This is a genomic window from Neisseria sp. HMSC70E02 (assembly GCF_001838645.1).
Taxonomy (GTDB): Bacteria; Pseudomonadota; Gammaproteobacteria; order Burkholderiales; family Neisseriaceae; genus Neisseria; species Neisseria macacae.
This window is the reverse complement of sequence record NZ_KV838082.1, coordinates 32,337-51,587: the sequence shown is the minus strand read 5'-3', so window position 1 is coordinate 51,587 and position 19,251 is coordinate 32,337. Positions and strand designations below refer to the sequence as shown.

Sequence of the window (19,251 nt, the reverse complement as noted above, 5' to 3'; positions counted from 1 at the left end):
GTCTGAGTATGAAACAAAGCATCAAAAACTATATGAGAAATATCGCCATCGCCGCCGACCAGCTCGCAAACGCCATGATTGCAGGCAGTCCGGACGAAACCGTCAGCAGCCGTGTCTATCGAGGTGCGGTGTTGGCGGCACAGCCGACCCGCGTCGCCCGAATGGCGTATCGCGCTGTTAATGCACTGTTTTTTTGGCAGGAAGACCATTGCCGTGCGGCCTACCTGCGTGAAAAACAACGCGCGCATTTGCCGGATGGGTTGAAATGACTGCCCGCGTTGATTTTGCAGTGAAGCGCGGCACAACTATGCCGATAACCTTCGTTATTGTGGATCGGAAAGGTTATGTACATCCATCTCTTAAACATTTGGATTCGGCGACATTGGTCATTACACCAACCAGCGGGGATGCAGTCAAAGTTCCATTGACTATCAAGCCCAACACAATCAATTCAGACGGCGGCGTCGGCACAGTTTTAACAGCCGAGCAGACGGCGGCTTGGACATGGCGTTGGGCGCGATATGAAGTTCAGGTTGAAGTTAAGGGCATCCGCTCTGTGGTTTATGAGGGGAATTTAACCCTTGAGAATAATTTAGGAGCTTAAGAATGGCCGAAATCAAAGGCGGTATTACCGTCACCGGCGACAGTGTCGATACGATGCCCGTCATCTTGGATGGTAGGCAAAGCCTTTATGAAGAGGCAATTGAGAAAGGCACCATCTCAAGGGATACCTCTTATGAGGAATTCTTGGAGCGTTTGGCAGTCAAGCCTTCGGAGCTTAGTCAGGCAGTTAAAGATGCAGTAGAAAAGCAGTTAGACAAAGCAGTCAAGGTTGCTGTTGATGCTAACTTGGAAACTGCGGTCAATACCGCCGTGGATACGGCGGTAGATAAGGCTGTCGCGGCTGCAGTTGCTGCTGCTATTGCCAAACTCGAAGCAAATCGACCAAGTAACCCTGCACCAACGCAACCTGCACCAACGCAACCTGCACCAACACAGCCGGCACCAACACAACCGGCACCAACACAACCCACGCCGACGCAACCATCAGTAGAGACACCAAATGGCGCGATCGATTTGTCAGATGACGCTTTTGATGAAATTAATAAAATCTTAGGAAATAACTAATGGAAAAAACAAAACTAGACCGGGCAACGATCAGTATAGCCAAAGCTGTTGCTACGGCGAAAGTTGATGCCGCAGAGGCAAAAAAACTTGCGGGGAATGTCACTGTATCTGCCACAGTAGATGAGAAAGGGGTTTTGTCACTTAACGGTAAAGAGTCTGAAATTCATCTTATTACTCCCAAAACCGTCAGTGAAGAAGTTGGGAAAGCTTTAGGCAGTGCGGATACGCCGTCTCGTCTTTTGGCCGCCCAGGCTCAATTTGAGAGTGCTCAAGTTGCATCTGCTGTGAAAATCGCGTTGGAAAAGGGGAAGGTCTATATCGAGGATGCCTTGCCTGAGAAGATTCGCGATAAAGTAATGTCAGGCTATTATCGTGATACCTCAACTAAAGTGCAAAACGAGGTGGCTTCAGTTAAGCTCGAAATCACCCGTGCTATTCAGAAGCTATATGATGAGTTGCCATCGAATGTCTTTATTACCTCTCGTGGCGGGTACTTCCCTATTACCAAGAACATTGGCTATAAGCCCGAATACTTCGGGAAAGATGGGCGAAATCTTGCTGTTGGTGGTGTGACGCTTCCGGTCAACGGACAGCAGCCGTGTATTGCTTTTCATCATTCGATTTTTAACGTATTCGATTTTTCACAGGCTGAGTTTTCCGTACAGGAAATGGGCTTGTCTGCATTCCACTTATGCGGGAAATCGGAAGGTAATGTGATTTTGCATGGTGGCAAAATCACAACCAGAGCCTATGAGCTTTTCGGATACAAATCAGGTGAGGCAGATGCCGATAAACGTTGGATTCCTCATATTGACGGTTGGACAAAAGAAGCACCAAACGTCGGCACTGGAATGTCTTTAAAAGGATATCCGGTTGCCGGCGCAAATACTGCTTCATATGCGCACGATTTTGCGCGTTATATGGAGAATTCATGTGATTCCTCAGGCGTTCGTCAACCTGATGGCTATAATCTTGAAAAAATTAAAGAATTATTTTTCTTGGAATCCAAGCAGATCGTTAATAGTGCTGGTGGATACTTTAATAAAAACGGCGAATCTGCATTTCCACAAGCGGATGGGACAACTGCGTCAACATGGGGATTGTGGCGCGGTGGACAATGGTGGAGTCGTGGGTATGGTTGGCGCATTTATGATTGCCGAAATACCGAAATTAAGAATTTCCATGTAACAGGCTTTACCGGCGGCGCAATTGCCGCAGGGTTGCACGGTTCTCCTGCTGGCGAAGACATCCAGCCCGGCGATGTAGAAGGTGCATTGGCTAAAGGCTGTGTAGCTATCAATACTCGTATCACTGGGGGTTACTATAACCACAACTATACTTGTGGGGTTGAAGCCATCCGAGTTATCGGTTATGAGTTAACCGGGATTTTTGCCCCCGACTCAGTAATAGGACATCCCGATGCCAATTTGGAGCATGTACGAGGTTGGAATAACTCAATAATCAGCTTGGATCCGGGTTACCAAAGCTGCACCAGTAGATATTTGCCTATGGATAACATCTATATTCATGCCAATACATTTGGCTTGGGTAAACGGAAGGTAATTGATATCCATACTGGCAATAATGTCAAAATTTATAACAATTCTGGCAAAGCTATGTATTACGGAATATCGACAGTAATAGAGGAGATTTTCGCCTCTAAAGATGGTCGAGTAGGCAAGATAGCAGACCCTCAGTCTTTCTATTTTCAGGACAGCAACATCGAAATTGTCGGAAATACTATCATGAGCGGTCACATAGGCATTCATCCTATCAATGGTGCGCCTGGTGTCTTATTCCGTCGCAGTAAAAACATGTGGTGGCTAAGATGTCGCCAGTTGATTGCAGATAATACAGTTTATGCACCTCGCGGCTTAATAAGCAATTACGGCCATAACCACTTTATTATCGAACGAAATCAGTTCACTTTTGCCTTGCCGTTTGGTCAGTTCTTCGGCATGCACCAAGTATCTGGCATTAAAGTAACAGATGGTGGCAGTGGCTATACCTCAGAACCAGAAGTCAAAATTACTGGTGGTGGTGAAGGTGCGTTTGGTGCAACGGCACAAGCAAAAATTAAAGACGGCAAGGTGGTTGAGATTATCGTACGTCGTGATGGTAGTCGTTATACGGAGATTCCGACCGTAACCATTACTGGCGGTGGCGGTTCAGGTGCAACGGCTACGGCTACAATCAATACGCAAACATACGGTATGTTGATTGGTGCTGAGTCGAAATATGGCACGATGTTGGCAACTCAGGTACGTGAGAACTATGTTCAAAACTCGCCTGACGGTAACTATGCCCGACAAATTGTATTTGGTCGTATGCGTGCATCAACAATTGAAGGGAATCACTGCGATGTAACACCTTTCCGCAGTCCTGAGAAAGCAAAATTGCCTGTGGGTAATCCATTCGTCAGCGATTCTATCGTTTATCGTGACGGGTTGTTGAGTTCGGCTTTCTATAACGGCGATTTTGACACATGCTCAGTGGGCGATAACTTTATCCATAATCAGTTGATTGATACTGTCCATGTTTGGACTGGTAAAACTATAAACAGCAACGTACATAAAAAATACGAGCCGACCAGCTATGCTGAGGTGGTTATGGATGAGAAGGTTAAAGCATTGGAAGCAGCTGTTGATAAACTGAAAGAGCAGTTAAAAACTACTTCTGCAACGACATCACAGACTGCCTCACCGCCTAAAGCAGAGGGTGGTGAACAATCATCGGCAACAACACCCGCCGAATCCCCTAAAACGGAGGAAGGTGGCCAACCAGCTACGCCGCAACCTACTACACCGTCTGAAAGTGCAACTGAAGAGCCTGCCGCAAAATCCGCAACATCCATCACGTTTACTTTTGATGGGCTTGAAGCCACAGCAGCCGAGGCAATTGGTAGTAACAATGTGGCGAAATTGAAATCAGTTAATAATTCCGAAAGAGCAGGTGAGCCTGAAGGTTGGGCGGGGGCATTCGGTGAGGATTCTGGCCATAAAATCATGCGTTCTTTAGTGGCCGGCGAAGGTAAAGGTATTAGATTCATTGAATCGGATGGACTGACCTCTGATGGTTCGACTGATTCAGCAATCATCATTCCGTTTAAACAATCCGCTGGTGGAACGGCTGGTTCAGGATTTACAGCAATCGTTTTGAAAGGACGTAGTGTTGTAAGTAATGGTCTAATTTCTACCAACGAAGAAACTGGCTTCAAATTGCGTTATTTCGAAGGTACAACAATTAACGGTAAACCTATTTCTACAACAACAGTTTATCCATATGATAAATGGCATGTTGCAGTAATTCCTGTATTAGCAGGTACTGATAAAGCCTTCGATAAAATCAGAATAGGCATGAATCATGCAGGCAATGTGGGACGAAACGTCATAGTCGGCGCAGGCATTGAATTTATTCAAGGTGACATCAGTAAGGTGGAGGAGAGAGTCACTGCACTGATGAGTGAGTACGGTATCAGTTAAGAGAAAAGGTCGTCTGAAATTTCAGACGACCTTAGAGAGGAGATTGAAAAAATCAGTGGGACGGCGACGTAGCGGTGCGGGAACACCGCTACGCCAGCCAAGCAGATGGTGCCTGCATTGACTTCTAGGCCGCCTTATTCTCTAGAGACCGAGGCATTCTATCCGTGATATGGGAGTGAGTGCAAATGCAAATCTACCGCGAAATGCGCTGCAAATACTGCGGCAAACTGCTTGCTAAAGGCAGCGGATACGTGCAAATCAAATGCGCACGCTGTAAAAACATCAATTCATTCAGTAACTAAAAAATCAGCAGAGTGCCGTCGAGCATCATATTAAATCTGTTTCGAGCGTCCAGAATGCCGTAAATTAGGAGTATATATATGATGCAAAAAACACAACAAACTCTACCGATTATCCCTTGGATGGGCGGTAAACGCCGATTGGCAAAACACCTGTTGCCCATGTTCCCCGAGCATTCGTGTTATGTTGAGCTTTTTTCAGGTGGCGCAGCGTTGTTCTTTATGCGCCAAACGCCTGCTAAAGTAGAGGTACTTAACGACATCAACGGACAGCTCATCAATCTCTACCGTGTGGTACAGCACCACTTTGACGAGTTCGTCCGCCAATTCGAATGGACGTTGACCAGTCGTGAAGTATTTGCCCGCCTGCAAAGCACGCCGCCTGATTGCATGACCGATATACAACGTGCCGCTCGGTTCTTCTACCTTCAACACAACGCCTTCGGCGGTAAGACCGTTCATCAACATTTTGGTACGGCCACCACGTCAAAAGCGTGGGATGCATCGCAGATTAGAGCAAAACTGACAGCAGCCCAAGCCCGGCTGAGAGGTGTGTTCGTCGAAAACGAGACGTGGGATCGATGCTTCAAGCGGTATGACCGAGAGCATACCTTCTTCTACGCAGATCCGCCGTACTGGCAAACCGCAGGTTACGACCACGCATTCGATTGGCCGCAGTATGAGCTGCTGGCCAAAGCGATGGCGGAGAGCAAGGGCAAATTCATGCTATCTATCAATGACCATCCTGATATAAGGGAGTTGTTCAAAGACTTCCGTATCACACAGCTTGAGCTTGCCTATACGGTTGGCAGAGACAAAACCGGTAAAACAAGCGGCGAGCTGGTCATATGTAATTGGTAAAATAAAAAGCGACAGTGACGTCGCTTTTTAAAAAGTGAAAAAGAGTTACAAATAGTGAAACAAAAAACAAAATAAATTTTCTCAAAAAATGGTTTATTTTTTCGCGGGCGGCTTCAGATTGGGAAGCATTAGATTGCGATGTGGGTGGTTTTTTAATATTTTCATTTGTTTTTAAGGGACTGGGGCATGGTTGGATAATGTGCCGAATCTGTTTTTTTTACGTTTGTCGGCGCGGGGGATGGATTGGGGATAAAGAATAAAGGAGGCGGATTGGAAACGGCTTGATGGCGGAATCCCAATATATTGAATATGGAATTGATATGTTGATTTTAATGGGATTTTTAGCTTATCGGCTTGATGGGGAATTAAATATAAACCGGCATGGTTTTATGTTGTTTAAACCTGAAGAAAGCGATTGTTTAGTGTGAAAAACATCTAAACAATCGCTTTCATGTTATAAGCACTCTTTTCAGGTTTCTGATTGAAATTGAATCCGTGATGAGCCATTCGACGAAAAGTTTTCTTGTTTGAATACGCGTAGAAAGCCTATTGGGCAGTAAAGGTCGTCTGAAAAGTCTGTCCGCCTATGGTGATGTCGGCGATGTAGTCGCGTCTGCCTTCGACGCAGACGGGCAGGTGGATTTGGTGCGCTTGCCAGGTGCGCGGGGATTGTTGTTGGAGCATATAGCGGTTGAAACCCATGTCCATGTCTTTCATGCTGAAGCTGATGCTGACTTGTTGTGTTTCGGCCGGGGTGTTTTCGACGGTGATGTCGAAGGCGGAGCGGTGGCTGATAGGAGTGGAGCGGACGTGCGAGCCGTCGGGCAGGATGCAGCCTTTGATGAGGTCGCACTCGGCGGCGCGGGCTTGGGGCTGTTGTTTCTGCCACCAGTCCAGCAGCAGGAGTTTGGCGGCGGCGAAGAGGATGAGGAGGACGCCTGCGAGGAGGAGTTTGCGGTTTTTGTCCATTTCAGACGACCTCGGTGTCATTGTCAGACAGGACGGCGTGTGCGCCTGCCGAGAGCCAGCGGTCGCGGTAGCTTGAAACCAGTGTTTCGGGTGCGGCGACAACCAGCGGAACGGATACGCCTTGTTCCAATATTTCAAGCACTTGCCGTGCGCTTGCTTCGTGGTTGACTTGCCAAACGACGACATCGGCATCTTGTACGCGCTGCCATTGTTCGCGGGTGTGTACCGACACCCAAACGCTTTGGGCTTGGGGCAGCCTGCCGAGTTTGCGCAGCTCGGTTTCTGAGATGAGGATGTTGGCGTGGTGCGGTTCGGCTAGGGAGTAGGGGACGACGCGGTATTCGCCGGTGCTGTTTTGTCCGTACAAACCGGTTTTCAGACGACCTTGAAGCCGGCGTGGGACGGAAAGGGCGCGCAGCAGCGGACCGTTGGCGGGCAGCATGGGGGCGACGTTGAAATCGCCCGCTTTTTGCCACGACCATGCCTGTCCTTCGCGGGATTGGGGTTCGCCCGTCCATTGGTCGGGGTTCACCCATAGGAATTTCAGGCAGACGCGGGCGTGTTCGTAGGAATGGATTTTGGTCAGCCAAGGCGTGGCGGCGAGGATGCGGATGCCGAGTTCTTCTTCAAACTCACGTTGCAGGGCTTGGAAGTCGGTTTCGCCCGCTTCGACTTTGCCGCCGGCAAATTCCCAATATCCGGCATAGGGCTTGCCTTCGGGGCGGGAACTGAGCAGGTAGTCGCCGTCTTGGTTGAGCAGGATGCCGGCAACGACGCGGATAAGGGGGCGGGTGTCTTGGGTCATGGGGATAGGGAGAAGGGTCGTCTGAAAATTCGGAAAGGTCGGATTTGCGAATCCGACCTGCCAATGGGTGCTGTCTTATTTTTCGGCAACGACAAATGCCAGCACGGTGTCTTCTTCGTCGCTCATGCTGAGGCTGACGTGGCTGATGCCTTGTTCTTCCAGCCATTTGGACAGGGCGGGGGCGTAGAAAAATTCGGGTTTGCCCAATGCGTCATGCCCGACACCGATGTTGCGGAAGGAAACCGCGCCGCGTATGCCTGTGCCGACGGCTTTGGCAAAGGCTTCTTTGGCGGCAAAGCGTTTGGCAAGGTAGTTGACGGGCTTGCCCGCTTGCGGAAATTCGAGCAGCTCTTCGGGCGTAAGGATGCGCTCGGCAAACGCTTGTCCGAATTTTTTGCTCAGGCGGATGATGCGTTTGAGGGAAACGATGTCTGTACCTATGCCGTAAATCATGCGGTGGTCTCCTTGTTGAGAGAAGGTCGTCTGAAAAGGTGGGTGTCGCCTATCAAGGCAGCATTCTTGCCCTGAACATGGTTTCCTTCATCTGGCGGACGGCTTCGGGCAGGCCGAGGAAGAGGGCTTGGGCAATCAGCGAATGCCCGATGTTCAGCTCGCGGATGGCGAGGATTTGGGCGATGGGGGTAACGTTGTGTATGGTCAGGCCGTGTCCGGCGTTGACGATCAAGCCCAAATCGCTGGCAAAATGCGCGCCGTTTTGCAGACGCTCGAATTGCTTGATTTGTTCGGCGTGGCTGTGTGCATCGGCGTATGCGCCGGTGTGCAGCTCGATAACGGGCGCGCCGACATCATGGGCGGCTTGGATTTGCTCGTTGTCGGCATCGATAAAGAGCGAGACGCGGATGCCCGCGTTGGTCAGGATTTTGGTGAACTCGGCGATTTTTTCCTGTTGCGCCAATACGTCCAAACCGCCTTCTGTCGTGATTTCCTGACGTTTTTCAGGAACGATGCACACGTCTTCCGGCATGACTTTGAGCGCGTTTTCCAGCATTTCTTCGGTCAGTGCCATTTCAAGGTTCAGGCGTGTGCGGATGGCGTTTTTGACGGCGAATACGTCCGCGTCTTTGATGTGGCGGCGGTCTTCGCGCAGGTGCATGGTAATCAAATCCGCACCGTGCGTTTCCGCGACCAATGCCGCTTCCACGGGGCTGGGATAGGTCGTGCCGCGGGCGTTGCGGACGGTGGCGATGTGGTCGATGTTTACACCTAAGAGCATGATGTGTCCTTTCTTTGGATTTTCAGACGACCTGCCGATGGAAAAGGTCGTCTGAAAAAGTTAAACGCCGAAACTGAATTGCTGGAGCTGTTGCAAAACCTGTCTGGATTTAATGCCTTCGGGCAGGAGGTTGTCAATCAGCAGGCGCGTGATTTTTAAAGATTGTCCGAGGCTTTCGGGATGGGTGAAATCGCCTTCGCGCAGCTGGATCAAGATGTCGCCGCCGACTGCCACGCCATGGTTGCGCGGATTGAAGCGTTCGGCTTCTTCGATGGGGACGACCGCGTTTTCAGGCGTCAGCCAGTAGGTTTCTTCGGCGCGGATTGCTTCGCCGTTGCCATCATGGAACAAATCGGGCGCGAATCCCAAACGGTTGAGTAAAGTCCATTCAAAGCGTCGCAGCGCGGCGGTATGGCCGCTTTCGCCGCACACCGCCCGCATCACCGCTTCCAGCGCGTCGTAAAGCTCGGGTATCGGGTCTTCGCGAGCAGTCAGCTTGAGCATCAGTTCGTTGATATATAAGCCGCTGAATAAAGCCCTGCCTTGCGGCTGCGGCCAGCCGCCTATCCACTCTGCACGATGCAGCGTTTTCAATTCTTGCGAACCGTACCAAGAGGCGCTGACCGGTACAAACGGAACCAACACGCCACGCAACTCGCTCTGCCGCTTGCGCGCACTTCTCGCTAGCAAAGCCACGCGCCCGTAACGGCGGCTGAACACCTCCACCCACAAACTGCTCTCGCGCCAAGGGGAGGAGGCAAGCAGGAAGACGGGTTCGTGGTTGATGCGCTGGTTGGTCATGGGCAGTTGGTCGGGAGTGTGGAAGGGGTGGGTTATGGTGTGGTGCATTTTACCAAAGCGGGTAGGAGGTCGTCTGAAAATATTTTTGTTGTTTAGAATGCTTTGAATATCAAGAGGGAAAGGAGAAGGCAAAATCAATCGATGGGTCTGGTCGATTTGTATAGTGGATTAACTTTAAACCGGTACGGCGTTACCTCGCCTTAGCTCAAAGAAAACGATTCTCTAAGGTGCTGAAGCACCAAGTGAATCGGTTCCGTACTATCTGTCCTGTCTGCGGCTTCGGCGCCTTGTCCTGATTTAAATTTAATCCACTATATCTTTTAGGATGGCGAACGGCTGCAAAAAAACGCACCTTGTTTAAAGGTGCGTTTTTGATGGGATATATGGCGTTTTTTGAACAAATCAGAATTTAGCGCCTGATTGGTTTGCCATGTAGTCGACCGCTGCTTTGACTTCATCGTCGCTCAGGCCGGCGTTGCCGCCTTTTGCAGGCATGGCGTTGAAGCCTTCGAGAGCGTGTTTGTGCAGGGTTTCTTTACCTTGTTTGATACGCGAAGCCCATTCGTCTTTTTTGCCTATGCCTGGAATGCCGGGGACTGCGCCGCCGTGACATGCCTGACAGGTTGTTTCGAAAACTTTTTTACCGTCTGCGCCGGAGGCTGCAGGAGCGGCTGCGCCTTTGTCTTCGGCTTTAGGTGCATCTGCTGCGGGGGCAGAGCCGGCGGCGGCCGGTGCGGAGGCGGCTGCATTGCCTGAAGCGGCTTGATCGGCAGGTGCTGCGGCATCCGGATCAGGGAAGGTACCGCCGCTCTTGTTCGCCATGTAAGTGATGACGCGTTTGAGTTCTTGGTCGGTCAAGTCGGCTGCGCCGCCTTTTGCAGGCATGGCGTTAAAGCCGTTCAAAGCGTGTTGGAAAAGGGTGTCGAAACCTTGCGCGATACGGGGAGCCCATTCGCCGTTGTTTTCGATTTTCGGCGCGTTGGGGACGGATTTGTCTGCGCCGTGACACTGGATACAGATTTTGTTGAAAATCTGATCGCCTTTGCGTTCGCCTACCGGAATGCCGTCTCCCAAGGTAAGCTGTCCTACGGGCTGGATGCGGGTTTGGGTAGCAGTTTCGGAAGATTGGGCAACGTCTGCATACGAGCCGCTGCCCGCCAATTTGATGAGGAAGTAAATGACTGCAATGGCAATAACGATACCACTCACAAGGGTAAACAATGCAGAGCCTTGGGCTTTGGAGTCGCGGAGTTGTTTCATTTGGTAGGCCTCGCCGTTAGGTTAGGTTGTGCTTTGAGTTATAGTTTGGTGTGTTAAACGCAGTTAACAATATTTTGCTGGATTATACTGAATTCACAAGGGCTTTCCAATCGCTCTTGTGGAAAATATACGCAAAGGCGGCGGTTTTTTGCCGCCTGTTAAGGGGTGGGTTGTGTATGTTGTTGATTATTTTATGGGATTTTTCTTCAAATTTGTCTTGTTTGCGCCATCCTGCATAATAGGCTTTGCCAACAGGCGGGATTTGCGTTAATCTTACGCCTTCCCCGCACCCATAGCTCAGTTGGAAGAGTGTCAGTTTCCGAAGCTGGAGGTCACAGGTTCGATCCCTGTTGGGTGCGCCAATTATAGAGAGGCCGTCTGAAAGATGAAAATTTTTCGGGCGGCCTTTTGACTTACTTCAAATAAAACTACATCGGGTTTCAGACGACCTTTTACTTTTTGCGCTTTATTTCAACACTTCGGCAAACGCATCGGCAACATAGGCGATATTCGATGCGTTCAGCCCGGCGACGCACATCCTGCCCGAATCCAGCAGGTAAACGGCAAATTCGTCGCGCAACCTATGGACTTGTTCCACGCTCAATCCCGTGTAGCTGAACATGCCGCGCTGTTTGATGAAATAAGTGAAATCGCGGTTGGGGATTTGGACGGTCAATACGTCGTAAAGTTTCTGCCGCATGGCGCGGATGCGGTCGCGCATGACATAGACTTCGTTTTGCCACAAGGCGTAAAGTTCGGGGTTGTTCATCACATCGGCGGCGATATAGGCGCCGTGTGCGGGCGGGCTGGAGTAGATGCGGCGGACGGTGAATTTGAGCTGTCCGAACACCAATTCCGCTTCTTCTTTATTCGGGCAAACCACGCTCAGGCCGCCGACGCGCTCGCCGTAGAGCGACAGGTTTTTCGAGAATGAATTGCTGACGAACAACGGCAATTCCATTTCCACCGCTTTGCGGATGGCGTAGGCATCGCTGTCCAAATCGCCGCCGAAGCCTTGGTAGGCGATGTCCATAAACGGAATCAGTTTGCGCGTTTTGATGATTTGCAACACTTCGTCCCATTGCTGTTCCGACATATCCACACCGGTCGGATTGTGGCAGCAGGGGTGCAGGATTAAGACGCTGTGTTCGGGCAGGGTGTTGAAAAACGCGGTCATTTCATCGAATTTGACGCCGACGGTGGCGGGGTCGTAATAAGGATAAGTGCCGACCTCGAAACCTGCGCCTTCAAAAATACCGCGGTGGTTGTCCCAAGTTGGGTCGCTGATGTAGGCGCGCGCTGCGGGGAACCAGCGGTGCAGGAAATCCGCCCCGACTTTGAGCGCGCCCGAGCCGCCCAAGGTTTGTACGGTAACGATGCGTCCTTGCGCGAGCGCGAGGTTGTCTTTGCCGAACAACAAATGCTGCACCGCGCCGCGGTAAGTATCCAAACCTTCCATCGGCAGGTAGGGCGACGGCGCAGGCGTGGCGGCGCGGGCGGTTTCGGCACGGTTCACGGATTCCAACACGGGCATTTTGCCTTCGTCGTCGAAATAAATGCCTATGCTCAAATTGACTTTTTCAGGGCGCGGGTCGTTTTTGAAGGTTTCGACCAAACTCAAAATCGGATCGCCGGGGTAGTATTCGACGTGTCGGTACATGATGGTTCCTTTGTCAGACGGATGGTGGCGGAAAACCTGATTTTTGCATTAAACGGCAGGATTTGTAAAACGGGGTCGTCTGAAAGCTGCATGATGTTTTCAGACGACCTATAATTTCGTCTTCATTATTTTACGGAACACCATCATGACCACGCGCATCTGGCAGGCAGGCAGGTTTGAAATCGGTTTGGACAAGCCGAAAATCATGGGTATCGTCAACTTGACGCCCGATTCGTTTTCCGACGGCGGCGTGTATTCGCAAAACGCCCAAACAGCCTTGGCGCACGCCGAACGGCTTCTAAAGGAGGGCGCGGACATTCTCGACATCGGCGGCGAATCGACGCGGCCGGGTGCGGATTATGTTTCGTCTGAAGAAGAATGGGCGCGGGTTGCGCCTGTATTGGCGGAAGTGGCGGGGTGGGGCGTTCCCGTCAGTTTGGACACGCGCCGCACAGTGATTATGGAAAAAGCGTTGGCGCTCGGCAGCGTCGATATTATTAATGATATAGCGGCGTTGACCGACGAGGGCGCGGTCGAATTGCTGGCGCGTCAGGCGGACACGGGCATTTGCCTGATGCACATGCAGGGTTTGCCCGAAAACATGCAGATTAATCCGAAATATCAAGATGTTGTCGGCGAAGTGGCGCGGTATTTGAAAGAGAGGGCGGCGGAATGTATCGCGGCAGGCATCGCCCCGCAACGCATCACGCTTGATCCGGGGTTCGGCTTCGGCAAAAACCTGCAACACAATATCGCGCTGATGCGGCACTTGCCCGAATTGATGGCGGAAACAGGTTTCCCGCTGCTGATCGGCGTGTCGCGCAAACGCATGATAGGCGAGCTGACCGGCGAGGCAGATGCGGCGGAACGCGTACACGGCAGCGTGGCGGCGGCGCTGGCTTCCGTGGCGCGCGGCGCGCAAATCGTGCGCGTGCATGATGTGAAGGCGACAGCGGATGCGTTGAAGGTGTGGGATGCCTTAGGACCTGCCGGCGTCCGATAGTTTTCGTTTTGGAAGCAAAAAACCACTTGGAAAATGAAATGTCGGCAGCCCCTGAAGTGGTGATAAAGAGGTCGTCTGAAAACAAGTTGGACGGTTTCAGACGACCTGTTTGTTTAATCCGGTTAACTTGTTCCGTATTTTGATAAAATAAGAAACTATACCGCTCAGGCGCAATCTAATGACGCTAAACATAAATCCCAACAGTTTTGCATAAAATCCCCTATACTGCCCGTTATGACATTTACGGGTAACCCCATTCTAAAAACATCCTCACGGAGCAAACTCATGGCAAAAAAATATTTCGGCACGGACGGCGTACGCGGCGAAGTCGGTCAGTTCCCGATTACTCCCGATTTCGTATTGAAACTCGGTTATGCGGCGGGGCAGGTGTTGGTGCAGCATGACGGCGGGCAGAAGCCGACCGTCCTTATCGGCAAAGACACGCGTATTTCCGGCTACATGCTTGAAGCCGCGCTGGTGGCGGGTTTTACCGCCGCGGGTGTCAACGTCATCCAAACCGGCCCGCTGCCTACGCCGGGCGTGGCTTATCTGACCCGTGCGCTGCGTTTGTCTGCCGGCGTGATGATTTCTGCGTCGCACAATGTGTATTCCGACAACGGCATCAAATTCTTTGCCGAAGGCGGCGTGAAACTGAGCGATGAAATCGAGTTGGAAATCGAAGCCAAAATTGATGAGGAAATGAAAACCCAGCCGTCCGCCCGCCTCGGACGCGCCCGCCGTATCAACGGTGCGGACGACCGTTACATCGAATTCTGCAAATCCACCTTCCCCAGCCATTTGGATTTGCGCGGTCTGAAATTGGTGGTCGATACCGCGCATGGCGCAGGCTATGACGTTGCGCCCAAAGTGTTCCACGAACTCGGCGCGCAAGTCGTCAGCATCGGCGACGAACCGAACGGCTACAACATCAACGAAAAATGCGGCGCAACCCATCCCAAAGCCTTGCAGGCCGCCGTATTGCAAAACGAAGCCGACTACGGCATCGCGTTGGACGGCGACGGCGACCGCCTGATGATGGTCGACCGCAACGGTAAAGTGTACGACGGCGACAGCCTGATTTACGTCATTGCCAAAGCCCGCGCCCGCGAAGGCATCAACATCGGCGGCGTGGTCGGTACGGTCATGACCAATATGGCGATGGAAATTGCCCTGAAAGAGCAGGGCGTCGATTTCTGCCGCGCCAAAGTCGGCGACCGCTATGTGTTGGAACAACTGAACCAACGCGGTTGGCTCATCGGCGGCGAAGCCAGCGGCCATATTTTGTGTATGGACAAACACAACACTGGCGACGGCATCATCTCCGCGTTGCAAGTTTTGGCGGCGCTGCAAATCCTGAACCAAGATCTTGCCACCGTTTGCGCCGACTGGCAGCCGTATCCGCAAACCATGATTAACGTGCGCATCCAAAAAGGTCAGAAATGGCAGGAAGCCTCGAAAGACGTGTTGGCTGAAGTGGAAAAAGAACTCGAAGGCAAAGGCCGCGTCGTGTTGCGCGCATCGGGTACCGAGCCGGTCGTGCGCGTCATGGTCGAAGCGCGTCAGGCGGACTGGGCGAAAAAAGGTGCGGAACGCATCGCAGCAGCCATCACCGGCAAGCAGTAATGCTGTCAGACAATAAATCGGGTTTTTAACAAACCTTGAAATTACCGTCATTTCCGTGCAAGCGGGAACGGCGGTACAGTGGATTGATTTTGAACCAGGGCAAGGCGGGGAACGCCATGCCGGTTTAAGGTTAATCCACTGTGTTTTTTAGGATTCAAGGTCGTCTGAAACACATTAATTCATATTGTTCACGCCTATTTTCATAACCTGCCTTGTTATTTCTTTCAGACGACCCTATCTTTGGTAAAATACAACATTCAGTTCAAATGAATTTCCCCTCCACATTACAACCGACGGATACGCCATGTTTGCCTTTTTAGAAGCCTTTTTTGTCCAATACGGCTACGCAGCCGTGTTTTTCGTTTTGGTCATCTGCGGCTTTGGCGTACCGATTCCCGAAGATTTGACGCTGGTGACAGGCGGTGTGATTTCCGGCTTGGGGTACACCAATTCGCATTGGATGGTTGTCGTCGGTATGCTCGGCGTGTTGGCGGGCGACGGATTTATGTTTGTCGCCGGACGCTTGTGGGGGCAGAAAATCCTTAAGTTCAAACCGATTGCCCGCGTGATGACGCCCAAGCGTTACGCGCAGGTGCAGGAAAAATTCGACAAATACGGCAACTGGGTATTGTTCGTCGCCCGCTTCCTGCCCGGTTTGCGTACCGCCGTTTTCGTGACCGCAGGCATCAGCCGCAAAGTTTCCTATACCCGCTTCATTCTGATGGACGGGCTTGCCGCGTTGATTTCCGTGCCGGTTTGGATTTATTTGGGCGAATACGGCGCGCACAACATCGATTGGCTGATGGCAAAAATGCACAGCCTGCAATCCGGCATCTTTACTGTTTTGGGTATATTGGCAGTGGTGCTGGCTTGGTTTTGGTGGAAAAAACGCCAGCGCCTCCAGTTCTACCGTACCAAATTGAGCGAAAAGCGGGCGCAGCGCAAAGCCGCCAAGGCAGCCAAAAAAGCCGCGCAAAGCGAACAATAAAATCAAGCATCCTGACAAGGTTGCCGATATTCAATAGTTTCCGTGTCTTTTTATCCCCAAAGTGGTATCTTCTGCGTTGGCAATCCTCACAAATTGTCCAAGTTTGTTGCGGCGTCCGCTTTGAATTTCCTGTTTCGTGAATAAAAATCCACTCGGAAAATCAAATATCGGCAGCCTCGGGGTGCTTTTTCATTTCAAGGTCGTCTGAAAACCGTCTGCGCCGCCAAATTGCCAGCCTGTCCGAAATATAGTTAAATAAGCCGCATCATTATTTTCAGACGACCCGATGATGTCCATGAAACAAAAAATCTTCGTCCTCTACACAGGCGGCACCATAGGCATGACCCAAAGCAGCGAAGGCCTGCGCCCCGATACCGCGCTTGTCAGCCAAGCCCTTTCCCCCTTTTCAGACGACCTCGACTTCGAGTGGCACGTCTGCAATCCGTTGATTGATTCCTCCTCCGTCACCCTGCAACACTGGCGCGACTGGCTGGACATCATCGCCGCCAAACTGCCTTCCTGCGACGGCATCCTGATACTGCACGGCACGGACAGCATGGCGTACACCGCCAACCTCCTCGCACTCGCCCTGCAAGGTTTGGGCAAACCGATTGTCCTGACCGGCTCCCAATGGCCTTACGCTGCCGAAAACAGTGATGCCCCGCGCAACCTCTCCACCGCCGTCGCCGCCTTCAGCCTCAAGCTCAAACAAACCGTCATCGCCTTTGACGGAAAACTTTATCCCGCCGTCGGCAGCAGCAAAGTCAGTACCGAAACCGCCGCAGGCTTCGACAATCCGCATTTCGGCGCCATCGCCGAATGGGACGAAACCCAAGGCTGGCACCATATCCACATCCCGTCCCAAGATGCGGCGGATGTTTCAGACGACCTCAAAATCCGCTATCCCGACCCGCAGGCAAAAATCACCGTCCGCACGCTTATCCCCGGCTTTGCCGTCCAAGAGCTCGCGGACGGACTCGCACAGCTTCCCGCCCACGCTCTTATCCTGCAAAGCTACGGACACGGCAACACCCCCGCAGACGAAGGCTTCATCCGCGCCATCCGAGACTTTACGCAGCAAGGAAAACTGCTGCTCAACATCAGCCAAGTCCGACAAGGCAGAACCGCCGCCGTTTACGCGCAAGGCAACGCGTTCCGCAACTCAGGCATTATCAACGGCGGCAAATGCAACCTCGAAACCGCCACCGCGCTCATGACCCTCGCCGTATCGCAAGGCTGGGGGGTGGAAGATGTTCACAAAGAATTGGTAAGACTAAAATTAGTGTGAAATCGATGAGCCTTACCGACACCCATTGCCACCTCGCCGATCCCGCCTTGCGCGAAAACCTGCCGCACATCCTGACCGCCGCGTGGGAGGCGGGGGTAGGGCGGTTTATCGTTCCCGCGACCCGGCCGCAGGATTGGCAGGACGTGGCGGATTTGGTGCAAAGGTCGTCTGAAAACCCGCTTTGGGGCAACATTCATATCGCGCTCGGCATCCATCCTTGGTTTTCAGACGACGTTTCCGAACCGGATTTCCAGCATTTGGAACAAACATTGCAAGCGCGTCCGACGGCATGGGTCGGCGAAATCGGCTTGGATTTTTACGACAAAACCCAAACGCCGCCGCAGCGCGAACGGCAAATCCAAGTCTTCAGCCGCCAGCTTGAAATCGCGCAAACCCTGCGCCGCCGCGTGATTATCCATAATCTTAAAGCCACCGCCGACATCGCCGCCGCCGTCAAGCAGACAGGCTTTGCCCAAGGCGGCATCGTTCACGCCTTCTCCGGCAGCGCGGAAGAAGCGCACGTGTTGACGACACTGGGTTTCAAAATCGGCATCGGTTCGCTGTTGCTTAACCCGAACGCACGAAAAATACGCGAAACCCTCAAAACCTTAAATGACACCGACTTCGTCTTGGAAACCGACAGCCCGTTTATGCTGAAAAACGAAATCAACACGCCCGCCAACATCCGCCAAATCGCCGCCATCGCCGCTGAAATTCGCGGCGTTGCCGTTGAAGAGATAGCCGAAGCGACCGAGCGGAATGTGGAAATGTTGCTGGCAGCAGAAAAGGTCGTCTGAAAACGTTCCGTCTTATCGGAATTATAGTGGAATTAACATAAATCAGGACAAGGCGACGAAGCCGCAGACAGTACAGGTAGTACGGCAAGGCGAGGTAACGCCGTACTGGTTTAAATTTAATCCACTATATGTTTTCAGACGACCTTTGGTTGTATGAGAAGCCATAGTGGTTTTGCGCGCCGCTGTGGCTTTTTAAAGTTAATCCACTATATTTTTCAACAAAACAGCCGCAGCTTGGCTAATCCAGCCATCTGAACGCGCGGCGCAGTTCGTCCGTGCCGCCGGTTTCGTAGCAGCGGCCGTGCGCCAGTATGATTTTTTCCGGCTGCCAGTCCAGCATCTGCTTCAGGCAGGCGCGGGCGGCGGTTTTGTCTTTGAAGGTGGCGCGCCAGTCGGCAGGGGCTTTGCCGTCGGGGTCGGCGATACCCGTCAGTTTCATCACGCCCGCCCAAAAGCAGCTGGGAAATTTGGCGGTTTCGAAGTTTTCAATCAAATCGGCCAGTATTAGGGTTCGGCTCGCGCGGTGGAAAAACACGGTTTCCTCCATCGCTGCGCTGCCCGCAAACGGCATTTGCGTCAAATCGTCCGCCCATTGCGGCGGCGCGGCGGCACCGAGGTCGGCATCAAAACAAACGGCAATATGCTGCGACGCTGCCCGTTCGCGCACGCCCGAACTTGCCCACGCAAGCGCCTGCGGGTAATGCCGTTTCCACGCGGCGATGTGGGCGTAGTGGATTTTGTTGGGTGAAACCAGATGGCGGACTTCGCCGAGCGCGTCGATTTGCCGCAGCAGTTCGGGCACGGGTTCGACCGGAGAATGGCACCACAACCCGCCGTCGCTCAGGCGCACGACGGTCATGCGGGTGCTGAACGGTACTTTGACGCCCAGCGGGAAACTCATGCGGATGACTTTTCCGTCGGCAATCCAGATGTCGTCTGAAAAAGGTTTAAGGGTATGGAGCGGGTGGTAGAGATGGATTTTGTCGGTCATGATGGCCCTTACAGTTATAGTGGATTAGCTTTAAACCAGTACGGCGTTGCCTCGCCTTGCCG

The 19,251-nt window shown here is 52.1% G+C and carries 19 protein-coding genes, 1 tRNA gene and 1 pseudogene; 13 read left to right on the top strand and 8 right to left on the bottom strand.

Going from position 1 to position 19,251, the window contains the following annotated elements; all coding sequences use genetic code 11:
- The first annotated feature begins 8 nt into the window (after positions 1-8).
- The 6 genes from HMPREF3277_RS05145 to HMPREF3277_RS14880 all read left to right on the top strand — a co-directional run bounded on the left by HMPREF3277_RS05145 (position 9) and on the right by HMPREF3277_RS14880 (position 6,198).
- Positions 9-269 carry a DNA helicase UvrD gene (locus HMPREF3277_RS05145; protein WP_070870241.1) on the top strand — a complete coding sequence of 87 codons (261 nt, stop codon included), beginning with the start codon at positions 9-11 and terminating at the stop codon, positions 267-269.
- Positions 266-604, top strand: a complete 339-nt coding sequence (locus tag HMPREF3277_RS05140; RefSeq protein ID WP_070870240.1) for a hypothetical protein — start codon at positions 266-268, stop codon at positions 602-604. Before HMPREF3277_RS05145 ends, HMPREF3277_RS05140 begins: the two co-directional genes overlap by 4 nt.
- Before the next feature lie 2 nt (positions 605-606).
- Positions 607-1,128 carry a hypothetical protein gene (locus HMPREF3277_RS05135; RefSeq protein WP_070870239.1) on the top strand — a complete coding sequence of 174 codons (522 nt, stop codon included), beginning with the start codon at positions 607-609 and terminating at the stop codon, positions 1,126-1,128.
- Positions 1,128-4,610: a hypothetical protein gene (locus HMPREF3277_RS05130; protein ID WP_070870238.1), complete on the top strand. Its 3,483-nt coding sequence runs from the start codon at positions 1,128-1,130 to the stop codon at positions 4,608-4,610. Before HMPREF3277_RS05135 ends, HMPREF3277_RS05130 begins: the two co-directional genes overlap by 1 nt.
- 380 nt (positions 4,611-4,990) lie before the next feature.
- A complete protein-coding gene (locus HMPREF3277_RS05125) occupies positions 4,991-5,770 on the top strand; it encodes a DNA adenine methylase (protein WP_094113472.1) in 780 nt (259 codons plus the stop codon).
- Positions 5,771-6,054: 284 nt separating this feature from the next.
- Positions 6,055-6,198 carry a hypothetical protein gene (locus HMPREF3277_RS14880; RefSeq protein ID WP_168168249.1) on the top strand — a complete coding sequence of 48 codons (144 nt, stop codon included), beginning with the start codon at positions 6,055-6,057 and terminating at the stop codon, positions 6,196-6,198.
- A gap of 118 nt (positions 6,199-6,316) precedes the next feature.
- Here the strand turns inward: HMPREF3277_RS14880 and HMPREF3277_RS05120 are convergent, their stop codons facing one another.
- The 6 genes from HMPREF3277_RS05120 to HMPREF3277_RS05095 form a co-directional block, all read right to left on the bottom strand.
- The gene (locus HMPREF3277_RS05120; protein WP_070870237.1) at positions 6,317-6,739 is read right to left on the bottom strand and encodes a hypothetical protein; all 423 of its coding nucleotides are present in this window, start codon (positions 6,737-6,739) and stop codon (positions 6,317-6,319) included.
- 1 nt (position 6,740) lies between these two features.
- Entirely contained in the window at positions 6,741-7,544 is an 804-nt protein-coding gene (locus tag HMPREF3277_RS05115; RefSeq protein WP_070870236.1) for an NUDIX domain-containing protein, read from the bottom strand.
- 75 nt (positions 7,545-7,619) lie between these two features.
- Entirely contained in the window at positions 7,620-7,997 is a 378-nt protein-coding gene (acpS, locus tag HMPREF3277_RS05110; protein ID WP_070870235.1) for a holo-ACP synthase, read from the bottom strand.
- A 52-nt stretch (positions 7,998-8,049) separates the two neighbouring features.
- Positions 8,050-8,778 carry a pyridoxine 5'-phosphate synthase gene (gene pdxJ, locus HMPREF3277_RS05105; RefSeq protein WP_070870234.1) on the bottom strand — a complete coding sequence of 243 codons (729 nt, stop codon included), beginning with the start codon at positions 8,776-8,778 and terminating at the stop codon, positions 8,050-8,052.
- A 60-nt stretch (positions 8,779-8,838) separates the two neighbouring features.
- Complete coding sequence (recO, locus tag HMPREF3277_RS05100) at positions 8,839-9,579, bottom strand: DNA repair protein RecO (RefSeq protein WP_210401156.1); 741 nt, start codon at positions 9,577-9,579, stop codon at positions 8,839-8,841.
- A 402-nt stretch (positions 9,580-9,981) separates the two neighbouring features.
- On the bottom strand, positions 9,982-10,839 hold the full coding sequence (locus tag HMPREF3277_RS05095) for a c-type cytochrome (RefSeq protein ID WP_070870232.1): 858 nt from the start codon (positions 10,837-10,839) through the stop codon (positions 9,982-9,984).
- A 286-nt stretch (positions 10,840-11,125) separates the two neighbouring features.
- Here HMPREF3277_RS05095 and HMPREF3277_RS05090 point away from each other — a divergent pair.
- Positions 11,126-11,201: transfer RNA gene (locus HMPREF3277_RS05090), tRNA-Arg, on the top strand.
- Positions 11,202-11,305: 104 nt separating this feature from the next.
- Here HMPREF3277_RS05090 and HMPREF3277_RS05085 read toward each other — a convergent pair.
- Positions 11,306-12,499, bottom strand: a complete 1,194-nt coding sequence (locus HMPREF3277_RS05085; protein WP_070870231.1) for an amino acid aminotransferase — start codon at positions 12,497-12,499, stop codon at positions 11,306-11,308.
- Between the two features lie 145 nt (positions 12,500-12,644).
- Here HMPREF3277_RS05085 and folP point away from each other — a divergent pair, with 145 nt between their 5' ends.
- The 6 genes and pseudogenes from folP to HMPREF3277_RS15235 form a co-directional block, all read left to right on the top strand.
- Entirely contained in the window at positions 12,645-13,502 is an 858-nt protein-coding gene (gene folP / locus HMPREF3277_RS05080) for a dihydropteroate synthase (RefSeq protein WP_070870230.1), read from the top strand.
- Between the two features lie 285 nt (positions 13,503-13,787).
- On the top strand, positions 13,788-15,125 hold the full coding sequence (gene glmM / locus HMPREF3277_RS05075; protein WP_003743468.1) for a phosphoglucosamine mutase: 1,338 nt from the start codon (positions 13,788-13,790) through the stop codon (positions 15,123-15,125).
- A 304-nt stretch (positions 15,126-15,429) separates the two neighbouring features.
- Complete coding sequence (locus HMPREF3277_RS05070) at positions 15,430-16,113, top strand: DedA family protein (protein WP_070870229.1); 684 nt, start codon at positions 15,430-15,432, stop codon at positions 16,111-16,113.
- Between the two features lie 295 nt (positions 16,114-16,408).
- Entirely contained in the window at positions 16,409-17,401 is a 993-nt protein-coding gene (locus HMPREF3277_RS05065) for an asparaginase (protein WP_070870341.1), read from the top strand.
- Positions 17,402-17,406: 5 nt separating this feature from the next.
- Positions 17,407-18,198 (top strand): TatD family hydrolase, encoded by a 792-nt coding sequence (locus tag HMPREF3277_RS05060; protein WP_070870228.1) that lies wholly within the window; start codon positions 17,407-17,409, stop codon positions 18,196-18,198.
- 22 nt (positions 18,199-18,220) lie between these two features.
- Positions 18,221-18,354 (top strand): annotated as a pseudogene (locus HMPREF3277_RS15235) (IS5/IS1182 family transposase); the annotation flags it as partial.
- 82 nt (positions 18,355-18,436) lie between these two features.
- Here HMPREF3277_RS15235 and HMPREF3277_RS05055 read toward each other — a convergent pair.
- On the bottom strand, positions 18,437-19,189 hold the full coding sequence (locus tag HMPREF3277_RS05055) for a DUF4336 domain-containing protein (protein WP_070870227.1): 753 nt from the start codon (positions 19,187-19,189) through the stop codon (positions 18,437-18,439).
- Positions 19,190-19,251 lie beyond the last annotated feature (62 nt).